Origin of the sequence: Paraflavitalea soli (assembly GCF_003555545.1) — a bacterium.
GTDB lineage: Bacteria > Bacteroidota > Bacteroidia > Chitinophagales > Chitinophagaceae > Paraflavitalea > Paraflavitalea soli.
The window spans coordinates 6,570,598-6,597,485 of sequence record NZ_CP032157.1 but is presented as its reverse complement, the minus strand read 5'-3'; the positions used below and the strand labels follow the sequence as shown (position 1 = coordinate 6,597,485).

Here is a 26,888-nt window from a genome sequence, read left to right as displayed (position 1 = left end):
TACTTTAAAATGCTCTTCTGAAATATTTGGTAATGGTGTTAGGGATCCAGGGCTGATCAAGGCGTGAACCTATTTTCCGGCGCACTGCATGATGCCGTGGTAATTCTTTTCGGGCTGCCAATTCATTGAATAATGCCTGATACCGGGGTGATTGGATCCGGGCATTATATCCTTCATAAATTACGTGCCTGGCCTGGACGCTGAGCTGCTCCAGCTTATTACGATCCTGATGAAGCCGGGCAATATGGTCGGCAAAGTCGTTATTATTCTCCTGACTGCAAAGGTATCCGGTATCTCCCGGTCTTACAATTTCACGGATGCCACCTGGTAGATCGGTCACAATCGGCACACAACCCATACTCATGGTCTCTGTCAGGGCAACGGGGAATCCTTCAAAACGGGTAGGGAATACAAAGATATCCCGGGTGGATAATAGTTGCAGTACCTCATCATAAGAAGGTGGGGTATAAAACCTTACTCCTTTCTCGCCCTTCCATTGTTCCTGTAACTTTTCTGTCTCAGGTCCTTTCCCCAATATCAGCCAATCAACAGGGATACCTTTATGTTGCAATAGTTCATGAATGGCATGCAAGTCAAAAACGCCTTTGTTCACATCATGTCTGCCTAAAAACACCAACCTCAGCGGATCGTGGTGCAGCCGGCTTGTGCGCGGCTCACCGGACAAGGGAATACCATAGGCAATATGATGAATATCTCCACGACGATGTGGTAATAGCTGGCAAAGTATCTCGTAAAAGAACCGACTATGACAGATGAACGCATCTATTACTTCTTCATATTGCAAGGACAAACGTACATTATATCCATCATGAACGATCTGTACTACCTGGCGGGGGATTTTGTAGTGACTTAGCATGAGAAGCTCATATACATCATTGCTGACCAGGACACCGGATTCATCACCAATGGTTTCTGCTAATTTCCGGTATACATGATACCAATTATGCCGCGGGTATAATGAAAATTGTTTTACCACGATATCTTTATCCTGATCAACCTGGGAGGGGGCATTGGTATTCCCTTTTATATTCAGCAGGAGTACTTCCTGGGGTAATGCATCCTCACCTTTACACCGTATCAGGTTACTAATCAGTGACGTAATTCCCCCAAGATTGTTTACGATAATATGTGTAACCTTCTTATTGGCCATGTACAGTGATCCAATCGGCTGTTAACTGCAGTCCTTTTTCCAACGAATAGGCAGGCTTAAACCCTAAGGATGTCAGGCGGGACATATCAGCGCGCCAGTATAGCGGGTCGCCGGGGCGTCCTTTCTGATTGAATGCTAGTGAGGTTTTCTGCTGCAATGCGCGTATAAATAATCCTACAGCTTCTTCAATGGTAGTTTCCACGCCGGTTGCCACATTATAGGATTCGCCCTGCATATTTCCCTTTTCAAGTATCAGCCATAGCGCCTGCACCAGGTCTTCCACAAAAATGAAGTCCCTGCTTTCTTTACCTGTTCCCCATAATTCGAGGGTATTACCAGCTTTTAGTATTTTTTGATACACATCCCAAAAGAGCTGCTTACGCAGGCCGGGGCCATACACGGAAAAGGGACGTGTCACCGCAGTGCGAACACCAAACTGCTGGTAATATTCAAGGCACAATTGCTCTGACATTTGTTTATGCCACCCATAAGGGGACAAAGGCATTAATGCTGCTGTTTCCTCAATTGGTAATTGTTGCGGATTACCATAGACGGCTGCACTGGAGATATGGATGTACCGGCATTCAGGGTTAAATTTCCGGATCACCTCCAGTACATGTATAACAGAAGATACATTGGCTTCAAAATCACTGAGCGGATGGGTTAAAGAATAAGGAACATTGCCGCTACCGGCAGCATTGATGCAGGCATCGTATTTAAGTCCGGCAAATAATTGCTCCAGATCAGCAGATAGCAGGGATATTTTCTGGTATTGATATCCTGCAGGGGAAGCTTCGATCAGATCGCAGCCGGTTACATCCCATTTATTTTGCAGGAAATGCTTTACAAGATGATTTCCGATAAAACCTTCTGATCCCAGAATAAGCACTTTCATACTGTTCTAACTTATAGCCTTTTGAAATAATTTGAAATAACCCTTCGCCACTTTATCCCAGGTATATTTTGAAATATTTTGCCTGGAGATGATGCCATCTTCCCGTGCTGCCGGATAGTTATTAAGGTATTTTTCCACCATATCGGCGATATGCAAGGGGTCCATTGGATCAAAAAAAGCAGAACGTATTCCCCAAACCTGTTCATGCTCCCTGAATGGAGGAATATCTGAAATAGCCGTTGGTGTTCCAAAATGCCAGGCATCCATCCCCGGCGTACAAATGGCCTCATACAGAGAAGGTGAAACCAGGAGCCGGGCCTTTTTTATCAATGCATCAATCACATGATTGGGCTGATATCCCAGCCCCCGGACGTCAAAGTATTTATTAGGCGAATTCTTTGTTACCAATTGAATCCCATTGCGTTCCGCAATACCAAACTCGATCTGATCGGTATGCATACCAGTTAAGATCAGCTTCAGGTTTGAATACCCTGCCCGTTTTTTCAACAGGGCAAAAGCAGAGAATAGGTTCAAGTGATTCTTATGCGGGAAAAAGTTACCAGGGAAAATAATATATGGGTAATCAATTCCCAGTCCTGCCAGCGCCTTTTCAGCTTCCTGCTCTTCAATATCTTTAGAAAAAGCTACAGGCGCCAGGTGTACTACATCTGGATATCCAGTTAAACCAGGATATAGTTTCTTTGCTTCATTGACAACATCATAAGAAGAGCAGGCTGTGGCAGAGGACTGCATCCAGCTAACAATAGCGCTGTCCATTTGCTCCACAAAGGAGGAAGTAAAGATCTGGCGCCCAAAAAAATATTTCCAATTAAAATCATGAATGGTGCCTGTTATCGGTACCGTAAGATCTGGACGAGGCATCATATGGGCTGAAGGGAAATAGGCTACATCATATCCTTTAATCCTGTTCTCCACTTCCTGCATAACAGGATCTACGCTTTGTCCTACAAACCCCAGCTTACCGGCTACCTTACTGGCCATTCTTTTTGTAAAGGAGGGTTGCCTGCTTGTTTCCAGTAATTTGATACTGATATTCCCGTTTAGCGTATTGATCTCCGGTGTTCTTACCAGGTTTGTTTCATGTACATAATAATCTATCTGAACAGACCTATCTTCCTCTAAAAGGCTTTTGCAAAGCATATAGGAAAAACGAGATAAACCACCTCCTACCGGAAGATTATCTACAAATGCAACGCGCATAACTGAAATGGGATTATTTTTTCAATATTATTCCCTGACCGGTGGGAAGACTTAGAATAGCAATACCCTTTTGACGGGCAAACTTATCAAAAGCGATCTTCTGATTGATGTGTTGGGGAAATCCGTAATCATCCAGTATAATTACGCCGCCTGGGACAACCTTGTCATAGAAATATTCAGCCGCTGCAATTTCGGGCTCAACGTTATTCATATCAATAGATAAATAGGCAATTTTCTTTGCGTCACATTGCGATAAAGTGCCAGGTACTGCACCTTTTATTATATTGACGTTATCGTACTTAAATGTTTTAATAACGCTTTCGTACACATTTTTATATTGATCTAAATATTTATCCAGGCCTGCCTGTTTTTCAGCTTCACTTACCAGGTCGGGCACCAGGCCATCGAAAGTGTCCATTAAATGAAATGTCTTTCCCAGTTGATTGAATCCTGTATACTCAATAATGGATTTGGCATAAGCACCTGTATTTACGCCACATTCGACAAAATCACCGGGCAGGTCTTTCACCTGGTTGGCAAACCAGCATACAATGTAAACCCTCCACTGCAGTGTAAATCCAGGCCAGGGATTGGTGGCAGCGGCTAATTCATATGCTCTTTTAAAATTTGGCTCATTTATAAAATCGCAATTTTGCGAAGTGACAAGGCCATCTGCATTATAAGTGATTGGGCCATAAAAAAAAGCGTTGCTTAAATTAGATTGTTGCTGTATCGAATTATAGTTCTGAAAAAACCACTTACCACTCCTAAGGAAAACCTTAATTCTTTTAGGCAAAATATTCTTTAAGAACATTATTTCACAGTTTTAATAAATTTAGCAGGATTACCTGCAACAATAGTGTAAGGTGCAACATCTTTTGTGACGACACTACCAGCACCTACTATTGCCTTCTCACCGATGCTCACCCCTTTTAAAATAATTACTCTAGCGCCAATCCACGCACCATGACAAATTTTAATAGGGATCGCAGGATGAGTACTCCAATCATGATATCCTTTTTTCCAATCACACAAGTCCCTCTTTCTTATTTCAAAATCAAAATTATGATTGTCACTGTCTTGTATCATACAGTCTCCTGAAATCAAAATATCCGATTCGATTTTGATTGAATTTACACAACGAATATGAGTGCCTGCCCCAATAAACACATTATTGCCAATTTCCAATACTGCTTGATCTGTCTCTAAAGCAATGTTGCAGGAAATCAAGCTGTCATTTCCTATTATTACTTTAGAGTTTGGAGCCCTGGACTTATCAATGTTATTCAAATTGACTTCAGTATTCGCGCCAATGTAAACATTGGTAAGCACCGGGCCATTTTGACGAGTTTTAGGGGAAAGAACATTGTATAGTTTTTTTATGATCTTTTTTATCATATAGTTCTACTTGTTACATATAAACCACTTTCCAACTGAAAGCCCGGGATCTTTCCAAGCTGAATTAATTACATGTACCTCTCTAAAATGTTTTTTATACTTTGCTAGCCACCACTCAACAGAATTATTGTGAAAGCTTTGATTGGTTCTCATCCATCCTTCGTCTTTGGTGGACTCCGATACAGGAATCATATGAAATGATGCTTTACTTGTATACCTACTTGCTTCTTTAAGGAATAAATCAATCCCTTCTTCAGTAAAGTGTTCCAAAGAGCCAATCGAATAAGAAAAATCAAATTCATTATCCAAATAGTCTGTTTTTGTTGCATCAGCAACTTTCAATTTACTAGGATCTATTCCTTTTCCTATAGCTCGTTTTATCAAAAAGTCAGAGATATCAAATCCATATATATCAAGATTATTAAATCTTAACATCTCCAATATGTTAACGCCAGTACCACAGGCTATATCCAACACTTTACCGCTACAATTTACCAAAAGGCATTCAATTTCATTCCATGTATGACCACGTCCCCATTCCTCTAATTGATTAGCCATTTGATCTGTCCAATAAACATCTAACTCCTGGCTATCTTCATTTGCAGGTCTATAATATCTTAAAGAATTAGGTTTTAAAAAAAGAGATTGAGCTTTTTTACCTGCAAGAATTAAAACTGGAGGACAAACCAGCTTGAACAACTTTTTCATTATAATTTATTTTTATATCAACTCCCATTTATTTGTCAGAACAACGCTTCCATAGTTGACACCTTCATATCTTGATAGTTCAGTGCCAGTATCTATTACTCTAATACCACATATATTTTCTAAAATTTCATAAACTGTATTTTCTTCAAATAAAGCAACTCTAAAATAATATGAATTGGGTGCTATAATATTGGGGGGGAAAGTGACCTTAACAGTAATAAAATCTTTATTCGCTAATTCTTCCTTTTCTATTTCGTAAATACTGGTTGAAATATAATAACCATGTATGTTTTGGATCGTTACTCCAACCTTAAGGTTCGAATTTTTAGATTTTAATTTTATTAAACAACAAACTGAAATGCTTTCTGAGAAACCAAATTCTTCAGTTTCTTTATTATTTTCATTAACGGTATAAACCTCTTCGAAAAGATTATTGTAATGATCAAGCAATTTTTTTTCGCTCTTGTATTTATTACTTTCTGAATAGCTTTCTTTACTCAAGTATTTGTCTATAACTCGTGAGGTTGATTCAAATGCAGCCAATGCTCCTTTTTTTAGTAGCATTGTTTTATCACATAGCTGTGCAATAGTTCCGATTTGGTGGCTAACAAACAAAACCGTTCTTCCCTGATTTTTACTAACATCTTCCATCTTTCCCAGGCATTTTTTCTGAAACTGAGCATCACCTACGGCCAGTACTTCATCTACTATTAATATTTCCGGTTCCAGGTGTGCTGCCACTGCAAAGGCCAGCCGCACATACATACCACTGCTGTATCGCTTTACCGGAGTATCCAGGAATTTTTCTATTTCGGCAAAAGCCACAATTTCATCAAACTTCTTCCTGATCTCCGCCCGGCTCATTCCCAGGATAGCTCCGTTCAGGAAAATATTCTCCCGCCCACTCAGTTCGGGGTGAAAGCCTGTACCTACCTCCAACAAACTGGCCACTCTTCCGCGGATTGAAATGCGGCCGGCCGTAGGATCAGTAATACGGCTGAGCACCTTCAGCAGAGTACTTTTACCTGCACCGTTACGGCCAATAATCCCTACCCTATCTCCCTGCTCTATCTCAAAACTGACATCATTTAACGCCCAGAACTCTTCTTTGGTAGCCATACGCTTATCCGACCTTCCGGACAGCTTTTTTACCCTGCGGGTAATGACATCCCGTAACGTAGTATACTTTTCCTGCGCTTCATGGCTAAGAATGAACTTTTTTGATAACGACTCCACTTTAATAACCGGTGCTGTCATAATAAACTACTTATATATTGTCTGCAAACGACTTTTCGGTTTTCCGGAAATAGGTGATGCCTAACCATAAGAAAAACAGCATCAGGCCCCAGGATAGAAAAAATCCTGGCCAGTACATAGGTTCTCCCACAATACACCAGCGAAAGCCATCTATTATTCCAGCCAGGGGATTAATGGAGAACCAAAACCGGGCCTGTTCACCATACATTTGAGCAATTTTCTGGCTGCTGTAGCCCACTGGTGTAATGTAAAGACCAAACTGAACGATAAAAGGAATGATATAACGAAAGTCCCTGTACTTTACATTAAGCGCAGTAACATATAGACCTACTCCCAAAGCTATAATTAATACCATTATTATAAATAATGGCAGCAAAAGTATTTGTATAGGGGGGATGTAATGGTAGTACAACATTGCCAATAACAGCAGTCCAAAGGAGATAGCGAAATCTATCAGACTGGTAATAATGGACGAGGCTGGTACGATCATCCGGGGGAAGTAGATCTTCGATATTAGGTTTGCATTACCGATCAAACTATTACTCGCTTCAGATAAAGCAGTGGAAAAAAATTGCCAGGGTAATAATCCTGCAAAAACAATGATGGGGTAAGGCGGACCATTTTTATCGGCCAGGTTGGCAATCTTTCCGAAAACAAATGTGAATACCAGCATCGTCAGGAATGGTCTTATTACTCCCCAGGCCGCTCCAATTACCGTTTGCTTGTAACGGATCTTTATATCCCGCCAGCTAAGGATATAAAACAGCTCCCTATAGCGCCACAGATCTTTCCAGTAATTCTTTTCAGACCGACCAGGCTCGATAATCAACTCTTCTGTAACAGCAGACATGATGTAAGATAAAGTTTTACTTTTTTGATGACCGGGAGAACCATCTTCTCAGGCGAGAGCGTTTGGCATCTCCGTTTTCACTTTCAAAATATCCCAGGCTCGCCTTACCCAAGCCATATCCGTAGCCATATCCATAACCATAGCCACCATAACCATAGCCACCATAGGAGCTACGAGTATCGATATCATTAATAATAATGGAAAGATGCGGTAATTTGTTATGCTGATAGATATCCTCGATCAACTGTATCTGCTTTTTCATCGTGTAGTTATGGCGTACAATATATACTGTAGCGTCTACAAAGCGACCAAGGCTCATGGCATCACTTACCAGCCCTATGGGAGCGGTATCGACGATGATCACATCAAATAAATTACGCAATTCACGGAATAACAATTCAACTCTTTCATTCAGCAGCATTTCAGCGGGGTTGGGAGGTACAGGGCCGCAGGGTACAACAAACAGGTTTTCAACGCTTGGCACCGGGTGTATCACTTCTTCCACTTTTATATTGCTGACAATATAGTTAGTAATCCCTTTTCGTTCATGCAACCCAAGGCCTTTCAATATTTTGGGCTTGCGGATATCGAATTCAAGGATCACGGTACGTTTACCTGAAAGAGCTAATACCGAGCCAAGGTTAGTACTCACAAATGATTTACCCTCTCCACTAAAAGATGAGGTAACCAGGATAGCAGGTTTTTCTACCTTGGGCAAAATATACTGAAGGTTTGAGCGAATGATCCTGAATTGTTCGGCCAGGAATTTCCGGCTTGTACCGGTTACGACCAGGGTGTTTGCATGATCAGCATGGCCTACTTCTCCCAGTATCGGTGCGGAAGTCATTTGCTGTATTTCTGCTTTGCTTTTCACCTTATCGTTCAGGTACTCAAGCAGGAATATAATTGCAACCGGTACGGCTATTCCTATAGCAAATGCCATAATATAGAGTCCCCTGCGATTAGGACTTACCGGTATACCTGAAGACATGGCCGGCTCTACTACTTTAATATTGGAAATAGTAGAAGCAGAGGCCAATGCTGTTTCCAACTGCTTCTGCAGCAGGTAAGAATAGAGCTCCTGTAAGATGGCCTGCTGCCGGGTAACTTCCAGCAATTGTTTTTCCTTGGCTGGAATAGAACTGATTACCTGGTTAGTTCCAGTATTTTGGCGTGAAACCTCATTCAATGCCAACACATGAGTTTGCCGTACATTTCGCAGGTTCTCAATGATATCCTTACGCAATCTTTCAATGGCGGCCTCCATGTTTAGGATCGTTGGGTTACCAGCCGGTATTGTTTTAAGGGCTGTTTCCCGCTCTAACTGTAGTCTATTGAAAGTTATAACCTGATCAGCCAATGATGGCTCATCCACACCTAACATGGAGGAGATCATCTGGAACTCATTACGTTTGTTACTGTCAGAAAGATAAGCAATGTTATAATCTATTTGTCGCAGGCTTACACCCTGTTTTATAGCTTCTTTGTTGCTCTCGGACAATTCATCAAAAAGAAGGTTTGTCTGAGCCTCTGCATTGTATAGTTGGTTTTCCTGACGGTATTTTTGCAGGTTGCCTTCCACACTTCTCAATTCTCTGAATACTGTATCTTTTTGACTGTTGATGAACGCAAGGGTTTTACCGGCAATCTCCCGCTTGTCTTCAAGGCTACCTTGCTGGTACTCCTTCATGTACTGGTTCACGATGTCCATGCCCAGCCTTACGTTTTCAGTCTGATAGGTAAGATACAACACATTGGTCCCTTCTGTAACCCTGGCCACCCCGATATTACCGCTAAGCGTGGCAGCTACGATTTCTGTGGGTACCCAGCTAACTGCAAAATCATTACTGGCAAAAGCATGTCTGTCGGAGTTGTTGGGCGTGATCCGGAAACTTACACCGGGTATTTGCACCAACTCGTTGAAGAAGTATTTTTTAGGATTCTCGTTCAGCCTGAACTGATCATTATCTGTGAGGGTCACCAAAACGCTGAACCCCTTAGTTGAATCGATGGCTACAATATTGAATTGAAAAGGCACATCCCTTGGGTGAATGATCGTCGAGCGGATCTTCCCCTTATTATTTACCTGCATTTCCAAACCCAAGCTGCGGACTACCCGGCTGGCCATGGAACGTGATTTAATGATCTCTATCTCATCATTCAGCTTGTCTGCCCGCTGCATCATGAAGATATCATCAAACTTTTCTCCTGCATTGCTGTAAGGGGTCTGGCTGTTTACCAATAATTTGCCTGATACGCTATAGACGGGCGTGGAGTAACGCAATTTAATATAGGCGCCTGCCAGCATCAGGATCACAGAAACAATTAACCATGGCAGGAAGCGGATATATTTGAATATAAGCTCGCGGGGGGTAATAGAAGGTTTAGACCGTTGTTGATCTATAGTAGCTTCTGTCATGTCTATTTGAATATATTAATGAAAATAGCAATCGTTGCCAATATGCTGGCCGCTACAGTAATATTTCGTACAGTAACCTGATCATTCACTGCGGCTTTGTTCTTAGTCACATCCACAATTACCATATCATTCTGCTGCAGGTAATAATATGGCGAGCCAAAGACATCGGGCTTACTAAGATCCAGCTCAACAAACTGTCTCACTCCATTTATCTCCCTCACCACCTTTACATTATTCCGCTTTCCAAATACTGTAATATCACCTGCGAGGCTTATGGCCTCGAAAATATTTATTTTCTCCGTCGGAAAACTATACGTACCGGGATGGGCTACTTCACCAACCAATGTAACCTTATAGTTGAGGAATCGTACTTCTACAAAAGGATTCTTTAGCAGGTCCAAGGTCACGTACCGTTGCGCCAGCGAGTCGGCCAGTTGTTTTTTCGTCATACCCGCAGCCTTGATCATACCTATTTTATATAATTGTATGAACCCATCCTGGTTTACGAGATAGCCTGTGCCAGGAGTAGCAGCAGGTGTAGCTGTACTGGCTGTACCGGAATTTCCTGCCAGAGCACTGATCGTTGTTGGCTGCGCCATTACTGCTGCCGTAGCTTTTGCATCATCGCTGTACAAATTAATGCCCAACAGGTCCCCGGTTTGTATCACCGGATCCGTAAATTGAACTTTGCTCAATTTCGCCGTATCAAAGGCCCCCTGCACATATTGCAGGTTTTTTACATTGCCACAGGAACTTCCTACTATTATAATGATGATGACCAGTAAAATGCCGAATAGGCGTTGCATGAAGATCATTTTAGGTAATTATCAAATCTACTGTTTTTCAATAACCACAACTTTCGATTTATCAATATAAGCGGTCAGGGTAAAACCGATACTTTCAATCAGAACTTCTACTTTTTTACGCAGCACACGTTTTACAGTCCCTTTTTTGCCCATCAGCACACCTTGTTCTACCACCACAGTGGCCTCCGGAGCTATATCTACCTGCCTCACCTCCACATTTTCATATTCATTCAGGAATTTACGGATAGCAAATATTTCTTTATCCCTGATCAGGGCAGGTTTTCCCTGCCAGTACACAAAATTCACTACGCCATTCACCATACGTACAGGGGTTTTCTCTTCTTCATTTACCCGCACAAATACGTAGGATTTGAATAAAGGTTCTTCCACTACCTTGATCCGGTCGCTCCATTTACGATGTACTTTATTCAATGGACAATAGCATTCTATCCCTTTCTCTACCAACAGGGCATGTGCCTTTTTTTCCCACCGGGGTTTCGTGTAGACTGCATACCATTTTCTTATCGTACCATTACTGGCCATTTTTCTTCACCTGTTCGTTTTCCAGTCGATATACTTGTTTACTTTCCGGGCAAATTGCCATTCCTTTTTCATTAAACTCCAGTTGGTGTCCATATTCACTTACCCAACCTACCTGCCTGCCGGGATTGCCGATCACCAGGGCATAAGGCTTTACGTCTTTAGTTATTACAGTGCCGGCGCCTATTAACGCGTATTCGCCAATGGTATTGCCACAAATGATAGTAGCATTGGCGCCGATCGAGGCACCTTTTCTTACCAGTGTTTTTTGATATTCATGTTTACGTACAATGGCACTTCTTGGATTGATAACGTTGGTAAATACCATCGATGGACCCAGAAAAACATCATCTTCGCAAACCACACCAGTATAAATGGATACGTTGTTTTGAATCTTTACATTGTTCCCTATCACTACCTCAGGCATCACAACGACGTTCTGACCCAGGTTACAGCGTTCTCCGATCACGCATCCAGGCATAATATGCGAAAAATGCCATATACGAGTATAATCCCCGATGCTACTACCGGGATCAATAACAGCCGTTTCGTGTGCCCAATATTTCATTTATCAAATGGTTCCAGCTACTATTTTCATTGCAAGGCTTCGCCACCTCAGTCACATGATTTAACCATAAATGACTGATTATTAGTGTACTTATTGCACTAAAATCTATTATATAAAGCGAAAGGGTATAAGTGAGTCTTCTTGCGAAGTACTCCCCATACCCTTCCACTCAATTGTAAAAATGCGTTTATTAATGTTTTCACAGGTATTCGTTCCAGGTCAACAAAAAATCACTTGGACTGCCAACTTTTCGTTTGACGTTTGCAAATATAGGAGATTTTTAATGTGCAAAATCACGACATTAAAATACTTAAATCATTATTTTTCAATAAAAAATACCAACTTCTCAGTCACAAATTGGGGACTGGTCCAGAATGGCAGATATGGGCGTCAATCTTTATGCGATTGATCCCGGTCATTATCCGGTTAATTCACTGCTCAAATAGATTGAACTGTAAGGATTAAACGCCACACAGCTCTTTCATTCACCACTAAGTAAAAACCAGTATTTAATACCAGGCAGCACACCCATTACAAACGCCAGACCAAAATTCAAGGCATCAGCTATTTTTGTTTTAAATAACGGAATTCTTTGCAAGGTTGTTAGTTCTTGCAGCTTCAACCTTGTTGCTTATCTTTCCCTTTAAATCCACAGCTTTGACCCAACGCTTCTATTCCCTCGATGTATTTCGCGGCGCCACGGTAGCGCTCATGATCCTGGTAAACAATCCTGGTAGCTGGGGACATATTTACGCTCCTCTTGAGCATGCTCCCTGGCATGGTTGCACACCAACAGACCTGGTTTTTCCGTTTTTCCTTTTTGCAGTAGGCAATGCAATGTCATTTGTAATGCCCCGACTTGAAGCTGCCGGCACCTCTGCATTTCTCAAAAAAGTATTTACACGCACACTGCTCATCTTTGCTATTGGCCTGTTTCTCAATTGGGCTCCCTTCATAAGGTGGGTAGATGGGGCCCTGGTATCCAGACCATGGGCGGATCCTATCGTGGAGGGACGTACACCTTCCGGCGTACGGATATTGGGTGTCCTTCAACGGATCGCGCTCAGCTATTGCTTTGCATCCCTGATCGTTTATTTCTTTAAAATACGGGGTGCATTTTTTACCTGCATTATCCTATTGCTGGGTTATTGGGTAATGTGCCTGCTGGGCAATCCTGCCGATCCTTTCAGCCTGCAAGGTTATTTTGGCACACAGGTAGACAAGGACATTTTGGGCATTGCCCATATGTATAAAGGGGAAGGTATTCCTTTCGATCCGGAAGGCATTACCAGCACGCTTACTTCTATTGTTCAGGTCATATTTGGGTACTTCGTTGGACATTATATTCAGCAGAAGGGGAAAACCTATGATATGCTTACCCATCTTTTTGTGGCCGGTAGCTTACTTATCTTTGCCGGCTTTGCCTGGGATATGGTATTTCCCATCAACAAAAAGATATGGACCAGCTCTTTTGTACTTTATACCACCGGACTCGCCATATTTGTCCTATCACTTTTGATCTTCCTTATTGAATTCAAGAAAGTGCATGAACAAAGGGGTGTGACCAAAAGCCTGAGTAAGTTTTTCGATGTTTTTGGAAAGAACCCACTGTTCATTTTTGTATTGAGCGGGTTTCTCCCACGCCTTCTCGGCTTATTCCGTTGGGTAGATCATCTTTCAGAAAACGGAAAGCCTGTTTATACAAGTGCCTTCCCCTGGTTTTATGAACATGTTTGCAAACCGGTCTCAGAGAACCTGAAAAACGGCTCATTATTATATGCTCTTTGCATGATCGCTTTTTACTGGTCTATTGTATACTGGCTTGACAAGAAAAAGATCTATATAAAAGTATAAGTATATTGCTGCATGTACATAGCCGAAGCAACTTTTCAAAGAAAGCATAATAATTTCGACGCGTTGCGCCTTTTGGCGGCTTTGGGGGTATTTATCAGCCATGGTTATGGATTCACTAATCCACAAAAGGTGGAGCCTCTTTACGCACTTACAGGCAGGTATCTACTGAGTACCCTAGGGTTATTTATATTTTTTTCGCTGAGTGGTTTTCTGATTTGCAGAAGTCTTAACAGGTCAACAGTAAAAGACTATTTGTGGAATCGTATTTTACGTATTTGCCCTGCCATAGCGATTTGCTCCTTATTTACCATACTGGTAACCGGATGTATATTTACTAATTTACCGGTCAGAGAGTTTCTCTTCCATGTGGAGACCTGGCATTTCCTGGTGCAAAACTCTTTCCCGGTAAGGGTGGTTCTTACCCTCCCAGGTGTACTTGATGGGAAGGCGGTAAATGCCTCATTATGGACCATTCCTCTGGAAATTAAAATGTACTTGCTTCTCTTATTGGCTTACCTGCTCAGACTATTTAGCAACAGGTGGCTGCTAGCCTGTAGCTGGAGCATGTTGATCGTGGTAAATCTTTTTTTTGCCAACCAGTTATTGCATCTTTCCGGATTGAAAAATCTCTATCCTTTGCTTCATTTTGGGGCTTATTTTTTGGGAGGTGCTGTTTTTTATCTCTACAGGGATAAGATACCTGTTCGCTTTTCCATATGGCTATTGTTATTGGCCCTATGGCTTCTTGCCTGGAAATTCTTTCCTGTTTACTTAGATACGGCTGCCTTATTCTTTTTTATATATACTATTATAGGCGTCGGCGTAAGCAGTATCCATATTCCTTTTCCACGGATAGATATTTCGTATGGATTTTATTTGTATGCCTTTCCTGTACAGCGAAGCATTTATGCTGCATGGGGAGATCAACCCGGCTATTGGCCATTTACGTTGACTACGTTCCTTATCACTACCTTATTGGCCACAGCTTCCTGGTTCCTGATAGAAAAGAGAGCATTGTCCTTAAAAAAACATAGAAGTGTTGTCCTTACTGAAAAGCTTATTGGCCAGCCAGAAGATCAGGCATACCAATATAAACAGTAAGCAGAGGATAATAACAGAGAATTTCGCGGCTGCCATATCATAGGCGAGGGTAACATTCCAATGGGTAATGGCCTGCTGCAGGCTTTTCATCATGGCGATGTTGCCAATTGTATCGCAAATTGCAGCGGCGATCAACAACCAGAAAGCACCTTTGCCTGCCCGGATCAATATTTCATGGCCAGTAAGCCTTGACAGGAACGCACAGGCTACTGCCAGACCAGCTGTATACAAACCAATGAAGAGGAAGTTAACATAAATGCCTTGTAATGCTTTAGCATATTTCCCCATCTCCCTCCATTCCAATACAATGGCATCGGCTATACGGGTATCTTTGGCTACGGCAAACTGTACCATTTCACCGTAGGTAAGTGGGCGCAAATAGAGCTCTGCACAGACTATAAAGAGTATATTCATCAGGAGTAACCACCAAAACCAGCGCTGCAATGAAGCAGTTGGAGCTGCATAGGTTATTTTCATGGTAAGATGAATTAATAGCAGGCATTCAAAACGGGGGTATGCCTTCTTTAAAAGTAATCAATTTTCCATAACCGGCAACAAGGCCGTCCTACACCCTTTCCACATCTGCATCAGCTTTCACTTAATTTCTATAAATTATGCCATGAAAAAGGTTTTTCAGTGGTTATTCAGGAAGCCTGTGACCTGGCTGGCAGAAAAAGTCTCTTCCTCTCCGGATAAGGAAGCGGTATTTGCTTCGCTGTCAAAACTCCGGCAGGACATTGTGAAAGGTAAGGGGAATAATGGCCTGATACTCCCTTTCGAAATTGATACTGCCAAGTTTATTATACTTTCTGATCAGCATAAAGGGTGCAAAGATTTTGCCGATGATTTTGCCCCTGCAGAGGCCAATTACCTGAAGGCACTTCAATATTATTATGATCATGGCTTTACATTCATCAATGTGGGTGATTGCGAGGAATTGTGGGAAAACACGCCTACGGCAGTCATAGAGAAGAACCGTCCCACTTTGCTCGAGGAAGCGAGGTTTCTCCAGGCTGACCGCTATTACCGTGTTTTTGGCAATCATGACCTGGAATGGAACTACCTGATCCAACAGAATCAATACCTTAAACCGATCTTTGGTGATAAGCTCAAGGTTTATGAAGGCATCCTGCTTCATACCAGTTATCATGAACAGGAATATGCTTTGTTTTTAACGCATGGGCACCAGGGGGATAAAAAAAGTGATGGTAATGCTTTCAGCAAATGGGTGGTGGCTGCCATCTGGACACCTATTCAACGTTTCCTGGAGATCAGCATCAATACTACTTCTGATTCTTTTGAACTGGTGGACCGGCACAATATTATGATGTACGAATGGAGCGCTACACAAAAGAACCTGCTCTTTATCTCTGGCCATACACATAAACCCGTTTTTGCTTCTCTTGATCATATTGACCGGCTCACTAAGCAACTGGAGAAAGCGATAGGATCGGGAGATGAAATATTGATCAAAACAATTACGGAGGATATAGAAAAAAGAAAACTGGAATACGCCGGTAAGAAACTTGTCAAAACCATGGCGCATCCCAGTTATTTTAACAGCGGGTGCTGTTGCTTTAGTGATGGCGATATTACAGGTATAGAAATAGCGGATGGTTTCATCCGGCTAATCAAGTGGGAATCTACCGATGCGAGGCCAATTCGCAAGGTGCTGGAAGAATCGCCGCTTTATTACATTTTCGATTCCCTGATATAAACCGCTCCATTCCGGGCTACTCTACTCACCCAACTCTTCCTTGCCTTTTTTCATCCAGGGCTTAGGTGCTGTGCCGTCCATCTTCACGATCTTAGGGTAGAACAGACCTACTGTATCCACGAGGTGTTGCTGCGCATTCATCACCGTATAAATGTCTTTATACGCATGCGGCGCCTCATCCAATCCACCTCCCAGCAGCTTTACGCCATGCTTCGTCAGCATTTCCTGCAAGGCACTCTTTGTTATGGCATTCATAGCTGCCGTCCTGCTCATCTTTCTTCCGGCGCCATGAGAGGCTGAATTGATGGCAGCCAGTTCGCCTTTTCCTTTTACGATAAAGCCAGGAGCGGTCATAGAACCCGGGATGATTCCCAACACATTCTTGCCAGCTGGGGTAGCACCCTTTCTATGAACAATCACTTCGCGCCCTTCATACATTTCTCTCCACGCGAAGTTGTGATGGTTCTCTACCATTTTTAATGGCTGCCTTGCCAGTTGTTTGGCAATCTTTGCGTGTATTACATGATGACAGGCGCTTGCATAATCACCGGCCAGGTTCATGGCCATCCAATATTCGATCCCTTCCTGTTCATCCATAGTTAACCAGGCGAGGTTATTGGCCTCCCCAGGTAGTCGCCTTTTTTGTTTGGCCACTTTGGTATAGTGGTTGGCAATATTGGCGCCCAGGGCCCTGGAACCTGAATGGGTCAATAATCCGAGATAAGTTCCTGCTTCAACACCCAATTGAGTATCTTTTTCGTTGATCTCCACTATACCGAATTCGGCAAAATGGTTCCCGGAACCGGAAGAACCTAATTGTTTGGCAGCCTTACCTTGCAAGGCTTTCAGCAGAGATAGTTCTCCAAACTCCGGACGATCAATGACTGGATGTTCTGTGGAATATTCAAACTGACGTCCTCCACCAAACAAGGTGGCCTCATTCAACTCACGGGTGAAATAGTGCTCACGCTGGGTCAATTCTTTTGGATCTATATCAAATATGGATAAACACATCCGGCATCCGATATCGACACCTACGCCATAGGGGATCACGGCATTTTCTGTTGCCAGTACACCACCGATCGGCAAACCGTATCCTGCATGGGCATCGGGCATTAAAGCGCCAGCTATGGAAACGGGTAGTTTAGCGGCCTGGTACATCTGGTTCATAGCGCCAGGCTCAATAAATTCTCCTCCGAATACATTGAACTGTATACCTGTTGCGTTCAGTGATATTTCTGCACCTTCCGGAACCGGCTTTGGCAATAAGTGCTGCGCCACAGGCGCCAGTATTGCATCCTCCGCATAATCGGCCGGAGTAGCCAATACTTCTTTTAATATATCTATTGCCTGTTCGGTTGAGTGGTGTTTATAATGTCGTTCCATCAGATTCATTGCAATGCTGATCACCGGTCCTTCCGGGTAACCAATTGCCCTCAAATCTTTTCCTTTTAATTTTAACTTTGCCATACTTTGTTAGTTTTCAATAACAGCTCTCCTGAAGCCGATAGCCTGCACCTGTTGAGGTTGATTGACCTGTTCATGCGGGTTGGCGATCTCGGCAATTGTCATAGGCTGTTTTATTAATGTATCAAAGCCGAGGTGATTGCTCAACTGCTGTGCTTTGGCGACGCTCAATTTACCAAATTCATACCGGGCTATCAAGCGTCCTTTTCTCATCAGGGCATTATCGATCATGGTGACTGAGTTATTAAATGTACAGATCAATTGTACATTCAGAAAATCGGCCAGCAAGCCATCTGAAATATTCAGTAAATTAGATACTGATGACTGTGGATTGGTTCTCCGGTCCATGATCACATTTTCTGCGTCCTCAATAATCACCACGCTATTGGGGTTATCGATGAGCAGATCAATAAAATCGGGGTCCGTTAAGCAGCTAGCAATATTGGGCGACAAAAACAATACTTTCTTCTTGAGTCTTCCAATCAGGTAGCGCAGGTAGGTCGTTTTACCCGATCCCGGCAAGCCGTGCAGTAATACAATCCCTTTATCATCTTCCTGATTCAGGCGTTTCCTGATCGCCTCATCTACTGCCTGAAAGTCATCCTCATAAAACAATGCCAGGTCCAGCTTAGTTCTTTTGATCTCCATGGCTTTCAGCTCCAGATAGCTATTGGTTTTTACGATCAGGTTGATCTCCAGCGGTTTTCTCCGTTGCTTTTCTTTAAAGGACTGCAGGAGATTGATGACTTCTGTAAAGAATAGCCCATTGCGCCCATCGTGCAGGATCTCGCAATAGCCATTGGAAAATTCCATCACACAATGATCTTTCAATACAACTACCGTGTCGTCAAAGTTTACCTTCTTCTGCTTTCGCCTGAATTTTCGATAAGTATGAACGGACTGAATAAACGGGCTGTATTTTTCACGAAATGCATTGAATGCCTTTTCTCCTTCAATATCATCGATAAAATCTATACATGGCACCCCTGTAAAGCAATACATGTATAAAGCCTTACTGTCGATGTAATAATTATCAAATATGCTATTGGCATTGATAATTCTCTGTTCAATTGTATTGTCCATTATTTAAAGTTGAAATAGTTTAACCAGTAATTCTTCTGCCTATGCATTTACACGGACAGGTATTAAGAACTGTTCACTATTTCATTACAAGCGTGCGCATAGTATTTAATTTTAGCACAGGTTGAAGGATTCGAACCTTCATGTCCGGATTTGGAGTCCGGGTTGTTGCCAGTTACATCAAACCTGTATTGGCGGACGAAACAAGATTCGAACTTGTACACACCCGGCTTCAACGGGCTACTCTACCATTGGAGTTATTCGTCTTTTTTTTGATTGTGGGAACAGGATGGATCGAACATCCGTTCTTTCGTTAACAGCGGAGCGTTCTGCCATTGAACTATATTCCCAAATTGCTGACGGCTTAAGAAGATTCGAACTTCTATCTGTACGTTCGTAGCGTACTGTTCTTCCTTTGAACTATAAGCCGTGTTGGTTGTCTTTGGGCCTCGAACCCTGTTCTCCTCATTCACAGTGAGGTATTTTACCCGTTAAACTAAAGACAACATTTGTTACCAGGCTCAGATTCGAACTGAGAACATCACAGTCAAAGTGTGATATGTTGGCCGGTTACACTACCTGGTATGGGTTGGCCTGGCGAGGATCGAACTCACAACCTTCTGCGTATAAGGCAGCTGCTCTCACCGTTGAGCTACAAGCCATCGAAGTTGCGACCTCCAGATTCGAACTGAAATCTTCACCTTATGAGGGTGGGATGCTACCATTGCACCAGGTCGCCATAAACAGGGTAATGAGCCGACAAGCGCACATAAAGTTTATTGCTCTACCAACTGAGCTACCGATTCCTCTCATGAACCGGGTTGGATTCGAACCAACGTCTCATAGATTAACCGAAGTAACGCTTGTCTACGACACCTGTTTAGCAGTCTATACGGGATTCGAACCCGTTTCTCCGGATCGACAATCCAGGATGTTAACCCTTACACCAATAGACTAAAGCAATAGCGGTAACAGGCAAGCAGTGTTTTTTGCGGCTTCAAGACGAAGTAACACTGGTTTACGACACGCTATGTAGTCTGCAAGGGAATCGAACCCTCATTTCAGGAATGAAAACCCTGCGTCCTGACCATTGAACGAACAGACCATGAAGGGCAACAAAATCAAGAAGGGTTATTTTCCATACGGGGATCGAACCCGCATCTGTACTGTTCATACATGTCCTACCAGTTGAACTAATGGAGCCGAAGTAATCCTTCTTTACGGCAACTTTGCATAGCAGGCAGGACTCGAACCTGCATCCTCTTCGTTCCAGGCGAAGTATCCAACCAATTGGAATGCTGCTATAATTGTTGAATGAGCTACAGGCGCATAGCGACTGTTATCCTTGAGCTATCCCGCCTAACGGCAGGAGCAGGATTTGAACCCACGACCTTCCAGGTTTGACGTGTATCTTACCAGGTTGCTACCGAAGAAACGCTGCACTACGGCATCATTCAATCTATTTAAAGGAGTAATTAGTGAAATCCTTTATTTACGATAAGCTATTTTCCAGTTCCTGCATCTGTACAATATGCCTTTTTGCATGTTGTACCAGGAAACAGATATAATGATACACATCAATCTTTCCAAGGCCATTGACTGTCATCATGGTCTTGTACAAGATGCCTTCTCCCTGCTTCATTTGATCCAGTAGGTCCAAGCACTCCTTTATCTGTGACTGGATATCCGTTCTCACTATTTCCAGAGATGCTGTACCGCGCGGCTCCATGTGCTCAGGCCTGTGCCATTTGAAGGCGCCTGGCTGACCTATTAATTCCAGTTTATCCCAGTCCAACTCATAATCACTCAGCAAATCCCTGTAGCTTTGGTTCCTCGACTTTTCCAATGCCTTTATTGTGCCCTTGCGTATCAGTATCAATAAATAATGGTTGGTGAGCGCTATATGCTCCAATGTTTTGGCAATGCTCCATCCACCATCCTGGGGTGAATAATACAATTTGTCACCCGGCACATCGAACCAGCCATACAATTCATCAAAAGTGCTGGTGAGTTCTGTCTTTATCCTACTCATAAAATCCTCCTTCATCGTGTTTAACTTTTTTGGAAAAGTAGCCTCCCGCAGCATCGCGGAAGGGCTACTGAATCCTCCTTTTCTGCAACTAGTACGTTTTTGGCTATGCAGGTTCACTGCAATGGTTATTTATCGCAATTCAAATTCTGCCGGGTGTTGAATTTTACCAACGTTCGTCTGGTTGTTGACTTTGTTTTTCCCGGTCTTGTTCCTTGTGATCAGTTCGATAATGAACCGGATTGATAATACAGCTAGTATCAGCTTCATGGTTACCTCCTTTGGTTGTTGCTTGTACGGGGCAACAAAAAAACCCGGTCAATGAATTGACCGGGTTTGTATTCTTGGTAACACAGTTTTATTGCTGTGTCGGAATATACTCCGGTCGTTTATGTACTCGTTCCTGGTCAATACGATTGTGGTTCATGCCTTGCACGGTGAGGACATACCAAGGTTGACTGGCGAGTGTATGCGCCTCTGCCAGGACCATAAATCGTATGGTGATCGTTTGTTTCAGCATAGTTTAAAAACAAAAAACCCCGCGTCAGGCGGGGCTTTCGTTATATTTCGGTTTCGTAGTTCTACAAATTACCTGGTAACATAACATGCCCCGCAGCTCTGGTTAAATCCTGACCAGGATTAAACCATTTCGCTGTTTCAATATGCATTTGTATGCGTGACATGATGCTGTGTTTTAAATAATTTTAACAGTGCAAAGGTGTAATTATTTTTTTGTTTCTACCAACTTTTTCCTGAAAATATTTTTTTCGGCTATACTCTACCGGGTTTGTAGAGATGATGGCGTATGGCATAAATAATGATGCCGGCAGTGTTCTTTACATCCATTTTTTCCATGATCTTCATACGGAGTCCTTCTACGGTGCGAACACTGAGGAATATTTTCTCTGCAATCTCTTTGCTGGTGAGCCCGTTACAGATATAGGTAATAATATCTAGTTCCCTTTCACTGAACTCGGGCTTATTGTGGAGTTTGTGGGGATTGAATTTACTCTTGGCTACCATCTGGGCCAGTTTGTTGGAGGTATGGCGACAGTAGTAAGGCTGCTGGTTATATACAGATTTAATTGCTTCTACAATCTCGTATTTGTCAGCATTTTTGAGCAGGTAGCCTTTGGCGCCTGCTTCCAGCATATCAATGATGAGGTCTTCTTCATCGAACATGGTAAGGGCGATGATGCCTACTTCCGGGTGGTTCTCGGCGAGGTAACGTGTGGCAGTTGCTCCGTCCATATTGGGCATTTTAACGTCGCTGATCACGATATCGGGCTGCATGGCTTTTACGTGGTCAATCAGCTCTTTGCCATCGGCGGCTTCGGCGATCAACTCAATATCTGGTTGTTTTACCAATACCATGCGTAAGCCATCACGGTATATCTCATGGTCATCAGCAATAATCACCTTTATATTGCCGTGTATTTTCATACAAATAGGTTATATTCAGACAGGGATGTCAAATGTATACATGGTACCTTTTCCGGATTCAGACTGGCAGCTCAATTCTCCTCCCATCACCTCTGCCCGGCTTTGCAAGTTACGAAGTCCGAGGCCTGGATTATCTTTTACTTTTGTAAAATAATTGAATCCTTTGCCATTATCGGCGGTCATGAGCAAAAGCCGGTCTTCCTCTATCACAATTTTAATGATGAGGTAGGTGGCTTCTGCGTGTTTTACGGTATTATGAAGGACTTCCTGGATAATGCGGTAGATATTGATCTCCTTGTGCTGATCGAGGTGGAGCTCCTGCTCGCAGATGAATTTGATCTGCAGGCCGTAGGTTTGCTGGTTATTATTTACAAACTCTTCAATGGCTTTTTGCAGTCCTTTTCTGACGAGGGTATTGGGCATCAGGTTATTGGAGATCTCCCGAAGCTTGCCGATGATGGTGTCTATATGGGTGCTTGATTTGCCGATCACTTCCTGATCGCCGGGATCATTGGTATCGAGGCTGTTGATCTGCAATTTAACGGCTGATAGCAGGGGACCCAACTCATCGTGAAGGTCGGAAGCTATACGTTTACGTTCTTTTTCCAATGTATCAATTTCGGCCTGAATCTTTTCTTTATTCATGCGCAGGCTCCTTCGTTGATAACGGATAATAGTAATGATGTAGTAGAAGAGGATAATACCTACTACTGCTATTACGATGAGAAGGGAGTCGTAAAGTTTTGCTTCCGAGGAATCCATAGTATCGCTACTGCATAAAGTAAATTAACCAGTAAATTAGTGTAAACATTAATCTGCTGCAAGTTTGCCCTGAAACTCTTGCTAACATTTTGTCTGAATACAGAAAGCGATGTTACATTGAAGAGAATGAAAAAAGTATAGAATATAATGATCCCAATACAAATCAGGAATTTTGGATTGCGGAAAATATTCCCCCGCTCATGTACCACCACCTTGTTAAAGGTACTGACACTAAAGAAAATAAGTGCAAAAGAATAGAGGGTAAGGAAGTAATAATTCAATTCTTTGAACCCATGCACAAAAAAGGAGCTGATGACCCAGACAACAAAGAATATGATCAGGACTGATATGAATACTGTTTTCTGTCGGTTGAACAGTCCCCAGTTGTGGAAGAGCCATGCAAAAAGGCAAAACTCCAGGTAAGAGTAAATATGTAGAGCCGGCAGGTGCAGGTCGGCGCGGTTGTACAGGGTGAAAATATGGGCCAGCACCTCCATCAGCACAGCAATGCAAGTGTAATAGAAGAAGGGATAGTAAGCCGGATCGATCTTCCGGTACCTTACTATCCCGATAAAAAAGGCAATCAGGATGCTTTGGCTTAGAACAAAGTGAACCGTGTTGTCCATTAGCAAAATATCATGGGGTATAAAATTAAAAAGCAACTGACATGACTGGCGGGCTTATTTTCCACCTTCATCATAGCAAGGCGGTGCGCACTGGCCATATTCAAATCCACCGGATGGGGGATCGTCACCAACTTTTCCATCAGCAGAGGAGAATTTCTTAACAAAAACGTCTTTCCCCAGCTTGTCAACGCCTACCAGGATAAGCCTCAGATCTTGTTTACCATCACTTTTAACAGCGGTAGCTCCGTAATAGACCCTGAGACCTACGCAGGTGGGATCCTTCATCAGTTCCAATAAGCTTCTCTTGTTGTAGGCTTCAGAAAAAGGGATGAACAAGGAAGGCATAGCGACCTGCAGGGTGTCTCTTATCGCGTCATAACGCTTCCTGTAAGCGGTAATTGAATCCTGGGGGATAAAGTGGTCCCTGATACCCAGCTCTGAGGTGTCTACAGGGTTGGGAATCCAAACTCCATCTTTGGGACCTCCCCCGCAGGAAGCGAGGAAAAGCGATAAGCAAACTGCCCCGGTCATCAGGAGGGCCAGCGGCAAAAATGATTTTTTGAGGTTAGTTGTCATAAAACTGATTTTTGAGGTTTAAACAGTCAAACAGTGGCTAAAGATATTCGTAAACATCCAGCCTCCCTTCACGTAGAACTACTTATTTTACCTACACAGTTTACGATACACATCCGGTACTTCATCGCTTGTGCATGCTGATTTATTATAACAACTTTGGTACTCCTGATATTTTGACCCGCCTTGAGTCGATAGCAAGCTCCAGTCCTAAACCGTATTTTTTACTGTGTGAATGACGAAACCACTTTAAACTGTGCACCATGAAATGCCAACAGCCATCTATTGCCAAGCCAGTACCGGCGCCTGCTATTGACCGTAATACTTCTCCGGTTTTACTAAACCTGGGCGATTCCCTGGAGATCATGCGGGGATATAACCTTGAAAGGATACAAGAGCTTAGTATCCGGTTGAGGGGATTGAACTTAATGGAAAATGCCCGGGAAATCTCGGCTGTGTGCCATGAGATCATCCGGGCAAAGCAGGCATTGAATAAGCTTATTATGAAGGCGGGTTACCAGGCATAGATTCCGCGCAGGAGAGGTTAGAACAGTCTTCCCTGCTCACCAGGCCGTCTGAACTGTGAGCAATCCAGTTCCAGCCTCTCATGGTTCAACCCATATTTGTTGGTGTATTTCCTGTATTGCATGGCTACCATTTCTGCGATATTACCTTCCCCGCGCATGCGTGTCCCAAAGCGGCTGTCGTTGACCTTTCCATTATGCCCTGCTTCAATCATATGCCATACTTTATCTGCCCGGTCGGGGAAATTCTTATAAAGCCAGTCGTGGAAAAGCAGCTTAATAGCTCCATTGAGCCTGATAAAGGTATAGGCGGAAAAGGTGGCACCGTTCTCGCTGGCCCTTTGGATAATATTATGCATATGGTGCTCATTGAGTCCCGGTATCATAGGACCCAGCATGACGCCCATCCGTACCCCAGCTTTGCTCAGCTCATTAATGACACGGAAGCGCTGGGATGCTGTAGTAGTGCGGGGTTCCATCACACGGCGCAGGTCTTCATCGAGTGAGGTGATGGATACCAGTGCACTCACCAGGTTCTTTTTGGCCATTTCCTGTAGTACATCGATATCACGCAGGATACCTGCGTTTTTAGTGATGATGCCCACGGGCTGGTTAAATTCCAGGCAAACCTGGAGGCATTGTCGGGTAAGCTCAAACTTCTTTTCTGCGGGCTGGTAGCAGTCTGTATTACCACTGAGGCTGAGGGGTACACATTCCCATTTAGGATTAAGGAGAAACTTCCGCAGCAATTGAGGTGCGTTTTTCTTCACAATGATCTTACGTTCAAAATCAAGTCCGGCGCTATAGCCATAATACTCAAAAGAGTTGCGGGCATAGCAATAAATGCAGCCGTGTTCACAGCCCTGGTAAGGGTTCATGCTGTAGTACATACCCACATCGGGGCTTTCCACTTTATTGACAAAGCTTTTGGCCTGTTCTTCGAGGAATTGTGTGGCCACGTTGGGATCGGACCAGTCGTCAATAGATTCTATGTGCTCTCTTACTCTTTCGTTTTTGAGGAACCTGTTTTTGGTATTGATCTGGGCGCCTCTTCCTTTGAAGTAGGTGTCGGGTCTTTCTTCCTGTGGTGTTTCCATTTTCTATTGTATTAATCATTGAATAAAACACACCCTCCCGTCCCGGCAGGCACCTGTGGAAACAGGCGGGCCTGCGGGGACGGGAATCAGGTCAGGTGTGTAATGCTGCTGAAAAAGCTCAGACAAACAACTCCCCTTGTTTGGTACTTACGGGCAGGTTCATAAACTCAAACCGTTGTGCGATCTGATAGGTTTTATCCCCTGCTCTTCGTTTCAGCAATAACATGCAATCCGCAATGAACCGGCCGGTAAAGTGGCGGTGGGAGTATTCGAGCCATCCCTTTTCATACTGCCAAGGCAGGAGTTTTCGGGCGATGGCGAGGTGCGGATCGTCTAAGAAATGTGGTTTGTGTTCATTGTCCAGTTTCAGGAGGCGTTGTGATTCCCTGATCTCGCGAACCAGGTTTTGTATGGGCAATTTGGTAGTGACGTTGATAAAGAGGGTATGGCTGGGAAAGCTGCCGTAGTCTTTCAGTTCTACCTTGAATGGGTGATAGCCCATGCCTACTGTTTTGAGGCGGTTGACGATGCGCTCTTCCATTATTTCCAGTTGGGTAAAGGTGGCCAAAGCGAGGTGTACTTTGCCTGCCAATGCCGAGGGGGCCTGGTATGTTTCATAAAAGTCTTTGCGTATCTGCAGCACCCGGTTGCGCAACTCTTCATGTGGCAGTAATACCAGCATGTATTCATTCAGCCTGAGTTGACTGGTGTAGTCGTCATAAAAAGCCCTGGGAGTGCCATGTACTTTTTTTACGGGATTTATTTGCATCTTTTTCATAACA

26 protein-coding genes and 9 tRNA genes are annotated in these 26,888 nt (G+C 43.3%); 5 read left to right on the top strand and 30 right to left on the bottom strand.

All coding sequences use genetic code 11. The features are described from left to right. Nucleotides 1-4: 4 nt before the first annotated feature. From D3H65_RS25340 to D3H65_RS25285, 12 genes are read right to left on the bottom strand one after another with little or no spacing between them, the layout of a single operon-like run. Entirely contained in the window at nt 5-1,171 is a 1,167-nt protein-coding gene (locus tag D3H65_RS25340) for a glycosyltransferase family 4 protein (RefSeq protein ID WP_119052974.1), read from the bottom strand. Then, nucleotides 1,161-2,066 carry an NAD-dependent epimerase/dehydratase family protein gene (locus tag D3H65_RS25335; protein ID WP_119052973.1) on the bottom strand — a complete coding sequence of 302 codons (906 nt, stop codon included), beginning with the start codon at nt 2,064-2,066 and terminating at the stop codon, nt 1,161-1,163. Before D3H65_RS25335 ends, D3H65_RS25340 begins: the two co-directional genes overlap by 11 nt. A gap of 6 nt (nt 2,067-2,072) precedes the next feature. Continuing rightward, nucleotides 2,073-3,287 (bottom strand): glycosyltransferase, encoded by a 1,215-nt coding sequence (locus D3H65_RS25330; protein WP_119052972.1) that lies wholly within the window; start codon nt 3,285-3,287, stop codon nt 2,073-2,075. Between the two features lie 13 nt (nt 3,288-3,300). Continuing rightward, a complete protein-coding gene (locus tag D3H65_RS25325; protein ID WP_119052971.1) occupies nt 3,301-4,101 on the bottom strand; it encodes a TylF/MycF/NovP-related O-methyltransferase in 801 nt (266 codons plus the stop codon). Further along, the gene (locus tag D3H65_RS25320; protein ID WP_119052970.1) at nt 4,101-4,685 is read right to left on the bottom strand and encodes an acyltransferase; all 585 of its coding nucleotides are present in this window, start codon (nt 4,683-4,685) and stop codon (nt 4,101-4,103) included. The genes D3H65_RS25325 and D3H65_RS25320 overlap by 1 nt, the downstream gene beginning before the upstream one ends. 6 nt (nt 4,686-4,691) lie before the next feature. Beyond that, nucleotides 4,692-5,393 (bottom strand): class I SAM-dependent methyltransferase, encoded by a 702-nt coding sequence (locus D3H65_RS25315; protein ID WP_211345550.1) that lies wholly within the window; start codon nt 5,391-5,393, stop codon nt 4,692-4,694. Between the two features lie 12 nt (nt 5,394-5,405). Next, the gene (locus tag D3H65_RS25310) at nt 5,406-6,650 is read right to left on the bottom strand and encodes an ABC transporter ATP-binding protein (protein ID WP_119052968.1); all 1,245 of its coding nucleotides are present in this window, start codon (nt 6,648-6,650) and stop codon (nt 5,406-5,408) included. A gap of 10 nt (nt 6,651-6,660) precedes the next feature. After that, a complete protein-coding gene (locus D3H65_RS25305; protein ID WP_119052967.1) occupies nt 6,661-7,500 on the bottom strand; it encodes an ABC transporter permease in 840 nt (279 codons plus the stop codon). A gap of 16 nt (nt 7,501-7,516) precedes the next feature. Then, complete coding sequence (locus D3H65_RS25300) at nt 7,517-9,919, bottom strand: GumC family protein (RefSeq protein ID WP_119052966.1); 2,403 nt, start codon at nt 9,917-9,919, stop codon at nt 7,517-7,519. A gap of 2 nt (nt 9,920-9,921) precedes the next feature. After that, nucleotides 9,922-10,725 (bottom strand): polysaccharide biosynthesis/export family protein, encoded by an 804-nt coding sequence (locus tag D3H65_RS25295; protein ID WP_162915811.1) that lies wholly within the window; start codon nt 10,723-10,725, stop codon nt 9,922-9,924. A gap of 27 nt (nt 10,726-10,752) precedes the next feature. After that, nucleotides 10,753-11,268 (bottom strand): UpxY family transcription antiterminator, encoded by a 516-nt coding sequence (locus D3H65_RS25290; protein ID WP_119052964.1) that lies wholly within the window; start codon nt 11,266-11,268, stop codon nt 10,753-10,755. Further along, the gene (locus tag D3H65_RS25285; protein WP_119052963.1) at nt 11,258-11,833 is read right to left on the bottom strand and encodes an acyltransferase; all 576 of its coding nucleotides are present in this window, start codon (nt 11,831-11,833) and stop codon (nt 11,258-11,260) included. Before D3H65_RS25285 ends, D3H65_RS25290 begins: the two co-directional genes overlap by 11 nt. A gap of 657 nt (nt 11,834-12,490) precedes the next feature. Between D3H65_RS25285 and D3H65_RS25280 the strand changes: the two genes are divergently transcribed. Beyond that, entirely contained in the window at nt 12,491-13,687 is a 1,197-nt protein-coding gene (locus tag D3H65_RS25280; RefSeq protein ID WP_119054656.1) for an acyltransferase family protein, read from the top strand. 12 nt (nt 13,688-13,699) lie between these two features. After that, on the top strand, nt 13,700-14,788 hold the full coding sequence (locus tag D3H65_RS33595) for an acyltransferase family protein (RefSeq protein WP_119052962.1): 1,089 nt from the start codon (nt 13,700-13,702) through the stop codon (nt 14,786-14,788). On the opposite strand, the gene D3H65_RS25270 is transcribed toward D3H65_RS33595, so the two are convergent. Continuing rightward, nucleotides 14,708-15,265 (bottom strand): hypothetical protein, encoded by a 558-nt coding sequence (locus D3H65_RS25270; RefSeq protein ID WP_119052961.1) that lies wholly within the window; start codon nt 15,263-15,265, stop codon nt 14,708-14,710. The genes D3H65_RS33595 and D3H65_RS25270 overlap by 81 nt on opposite strands. A 142-nt stretch (nt 15,266-15,407) precedes the next feature. Between D3H65_RS25270 and D3H65_RS25265 the strand changes: the two genes are divergently transcribed. Then, nucleotides 15,408-16,505, top strand: coding sequence for a metallophosphoesterase (locus tag D3H65_RS25265; RefSeq protein WP_119052960.1), 1,098 nt, complete (start codon nt 15,408-15,410; stop codon nt 16,503-16,505). Between the two features lie 21 nt (nt 16,506-16,526). On the opposite strand, the gene D3H65_RS25260 is transcribed toward D3H65_RS25265, so the two are convergent. From D3H65_RS25260 to D3H65_RS25195, 14 genes are all read right to left on the bottom strand, one after another. Beyond that, nucleotides 16,527-17,975: an RtcB family protein gene (locus tag D3H65_RS25260; RefSeq protein WP_119052959.1), complete on the bottom strand. Its 1,449-nt coding sequence runs from the start codon at nt 17,973-17,975 to the stop codon at nt 16,527-16,529. A 6-nt stretch (nt 17,976-17,981) separates the two neighbouring features. After that, nucleotides 17,982-19,055, bottom strand: coding sequence for an AAA family ATPase (locus tag D3H65_RS25255; protein ID WP_119052958.1), 1,074 nt, complete (start codon nt 19,053-19,055; stop codon nt 17,982-17,984). Nucleotides 19,056-19,170: 115 nt separating this feature from the next. After that, nucleotides 19,171-19,242, bottom strand: a tRNA-Trp gene (locus D3H65_RS25250). Between the two features lie 89 nt (nt 19,243-19,331). Further along, nucleotides 19,332-19,402 (bottom strand) — tRNA-Asn (locus D3H65_RS25240). Between the two features lie 9 nt (nt 19,403-19,411). Next, a tRNA-Arg gene (locus D3H65_RS25235) sits at nt 19,412-19,482 on the bottom strand. An 82-nt stretch (nt 19,483-19,564) separates the two neighbouring features. After that, nucleotides 19,565-19,637: transfer RNA gene (locus D3H65_RS33070), tRNA-Gln, on the bottom strand. 4 nt (nt 19,638-19,641) lie between these two features. Continuing rightward, nucleotides 19,642-19,714, bottom strand: a tRNA-Ile gene (locus D3H65_RS25230). 6 nt (nt 19,715-19,720) lie between these two features. Further along, nucleotides 19,721-19,792, bottom strand: a tRNA-Met gene (locus D3H65_RS25225). Nucleotides 19,793-19,936: 144 nt separating this feature from the next. Beyond that, a tRNA-Asp gene (locus D3H65_RS25220) sits at nt 19,937-20,008 on the bottom strand. A 77-nt stretch (nt 20,009-20,085) separates the two neighbouring features. Continuing rightward, a tRNA-Glu gene (locus D3H65_RS25215) sits at nt 20,086-20,157 on the bottom strand. A 127-nt stretch (nt 20,158-20,284) separates the two neighbouring features. Further along, nucleotides 20,285-20,357 (bottom strand) — tRNA-Pro (locus D3H65_RS33065). A 187-nt stretch (nt 20,358-20,544) separates the two neighbouring features. After that, nucleotides 20,545-21,084, bottom strand: a complete 540-nt coding sequence (locus tag D3H65_RS25205; protein ID WP_162915810.1) for a DinB family protein — start codon at nt 21,082-21,084, stop codon at nt 20,545-20,547. A gap of 768 nt (nt 21,085-21,852) precedes the next feature. After that, nucleotides 21,853-22,524: a response regulator transcription factor gene (locus D3H65_RS25200; protein WP_119052956.1), complete on the bottom strand. Its 672-nt coding sequence runs from the start codon at nt 22,522-22,524 to the stop codon at nt 21,853-21,855. A 15-nt stretch (nt 22,525-22,539) separates the two neighbouring features. Beyond that, on the bottom strand, nt 22,540-23,286 hold the full coding sequence (locus D3H65_RS25195) for a sensor histidine kinase (protein ID WP_119052955.1): 747 nt from the start codon (nt 23,284-23,286) through the stop codon (nt 22,540-22,542). An 89-nt stretch (nt 23,287-23,375) separates the two neighbouring features. On the opposite strand from D3H65_RS25195, the gene D3H65_RS33060 reads away from it, so the two are divergent. Then, complete coding sequence (locus tag D3H65_RS33060) at nt 23,376-23,633, top strand: hypothetical protein (RefSeq protein WP_162915809.1); 258 nt, start codon at nt 23,376-23,378, stop codon at nt 23,631-23,633. 333 nt (nt 23,634-23,966) lie between these two features. Here the strand turns inward: D3H65_RS33060 and D3H65_RS25185 are convergent, their stop codons facing one another. Beyond that, a complete protein-coding gene (locus tag D3H65_RS25185; RefSeq protein WP_119052953.1) occupies nt 23,967-24,488 on the bottom strand; it encodes a hypothetical protein in 522 nt (173 codons plus the stop codon). A gap of 260 nt (nt 24,489-24,748) precedes the next feature. Here D3H65_RS25185 and D3H65_RS25180 point away from each other — a divergent pair, with 260 nt between their 5' ends. Beyond that, nucleotides 24,749-25,012, top strand: coding sequence for a hypothetical protein (locus D3H65_RS25180; protein ID WP_119052952.1), 264 nt, complete (start codon nt 24,749-24,751; stop codon nt 25,010-25,012). 17 nt (nt 25,013-25,029) lie between these two features. Here D3H65_RS25180 and D3H65_RS25175 read toward each other — a convergent pair whose 3' ends face one another. Next, nucleotides 25,030-26,106 carry a PA0069 family radical SAM protein gene (locus D3H65_RS25175; RefSeq protein WP_119052951.1) on the bottom strand — a complete coding sequence of 359 codons (1,077 nt, stop codon included), beginning with the start codon at nt 26,104-26,106 and terminating at the stop codon, nt 25,030-25,032. Between the two features lie 118 nt (nt 26,107-26,224). Beyond that, entirely contained in the window at nt 26,225-26,884 is a 660-nt protein-coding gene (locus tag D3H65_RS25170; protein WP_245999586.1) for a 2'-5' RNA ligase family protein, read from the bottom strand. Between the last annotated feature and the right edge of the window lie 4 nt (nt 26,885-26,888).

Excerpts from the sequence above, each read along its gene's own strand:
- D3H65_RS25340 (WP_119052974.1), bottom strand. The coding sequence starts at position 1,171 with ATGGCCAATAAGAAGGTTACACATATTATCGTAAACAATCTTGGGGGA.
- D3H65_RS25335 (WP_119052973.1), bottom strand. The coding sequence starts at position 2,066 with ATGAAAGTGCTTATTCTGGGATCAGAAGGTTTTATCGGAAATCATCTT.
- D3H65_RS25330 (WP_119052972.1), bottom strand. The coding sequence starts at position 3,287 with ATGCGCGTTGCATTTGTAGATAATCTTCCGGTAGGAGGTGGTTTATCT.
- D3H65_RS25325 (WP_119052971.1), bottom strand. The coding sequence starts at position 4,101 with ATGTTCTTAAAGAATATTTTGCCTAAAAGAATTAAGGTTTTCCTTAGG.
- D3H65_RS25320 (WP_119052970.1), bottom strand. The coding sequence starts at position 4,685 with ATGATAAAAAAGATCATAAAAAAACTATACAATGTTCTTTCCCCTAAA.
- D3H65_RS25315 (WP_211345550.1), bottom strand. The coding sequence starts at position 5,393 with ATGAAAAAGTTGTTCAAGCTGGTTTGTCCTCCAGTTTTAATTCTTGCA.
- D3H65_RS25310 (WP_119052968.1), bottom strand. The coding sequence starts at position 6,650 with ATGACAGCACCGGTTATTAAAGTGGAGTCGTTATCAAAAAAGTTCATT.
- D3H65_RS25305 (WP_119052967.1), bottom strand. The coding sequence starts at position 7,500 with ATGTCTGCTGTTACAGAAGAGTTGATTATCGAGCCTGGTCGGTCTGAA.
- D3H65_RS25300 (WP_119052966.1), bottom strand. The coding sequence starts at position 9,919 with ATGACAGAAGCTACTATAGATCAACAACGGTCTAAACCTTCTATTACC.
- D3H65_RS25295 (WP_162915811.1), bottom strand. The coding sequence starts at position 10,725 with ATGCAACGCCTATTCGGCATTTTACTGGTCATCATCATTATAATAGTA.
- D3H65_RS25290 (WP_119052964.1), bottom strand. The coding sequence starts at position 11,268 with ATGGCCAGTAATGGTACGATAAGAAAATGGTATGCAGTCTACACGAAA.
- D3H65_RS25285 (WP_119052963.1), bottom strand. The coding sequence starts at position 11,833 with ATGAAATATTGGGCACACGAAACGGCTGTTATTGATCCCGGTAGTAGC.
- D3H65_RS33595 (WP_119052962.1), top strand. The coding sequence starts at position 13,700 with ATGTACATAGCCGAAGCAACTTTTCAAAGAAAGCATAATAATTTCGAC.
- D3H65_RS25270 (WP_119052961.1), bottom strand. The coding sequence starts at position 15,265 with ATGAAAATAACCTATGCAGCTCCAACTGCTTCATTGCAGCGCTGGTTT.
- D3H65_RS25265 (WP_119052960.1), top strand. The coding sequence starts at position 15,408 with ATGAAAAAGGTTTTTCAGTGGTTATTCAGGAAGCCTGTGACCTGGCTG.
- D3H65_RS25260 (WP_119052959.1), bottom strand. The coding sequence starts at position 17,975 with ATGGCAAAGTTAAAATTAAAAGGAAAAGATTTGAGGGCAATTGGTTAC.
- D3H65_RS25255 (WP_119052958.1), bottom strand. The coding sequence starts at position 19,055 with ATGGACAATACAATTGAACAGAGAATTATCAATGCCAATAGCATATTT.
- D3H65_RS25205 (WP_162915810.1), bottom strand. The coding sequence starts at position 21,084 with ATGAGTAGGATAAAGACAGAACTCACCAGCACTTTTGATGAATTGTAT.
- D3H65_RS25200 (WP_119052956.1), bottom strand. The coding sequence starts at position 22,524 with ATGAAAATACACGGCAATATAAAGGTGATTATTGCTGATGACCATGAG.
- D3H65_RS25195 (WP_119052955.1), bottom strand. The coding sequence starts at position 23,286 with ATGGATTCCTCGGAAGCAAAACTTTACGACTCCCTTCTCATCGTAATA.
- D3H65_RS25185 (WP_119052953.1), bottom strand. The coding sequence starts at position 24,488 with ATGACAACTAACCTCAAAAAATCATTTTTGCCGCTGGCCCTCCTGATG.
- D3H65_RS25180 (WP_119052952.1), top strand. The coding sequence starts at position 24,749 with ATGAAATGCCAACAGCCATCTATTGCCAAGCCAGTACCGGCGCCTGCT.
- D3H65_RS25175 (WP_119052951.1), bottom strand. The coding sequence starts at position 26,106 with ATGGAAACACCACAGGAAGAAAGACCCGACACCTACTTCAAAGGAAGA.
- D3H65_RS25170 (WP_245999586.1), bottom strand. The coding sequence starts at position 26,884 with ATGAAAAAGATGCAAATAAATCCCGTAAAAAAAGTACATGGCACTCCC.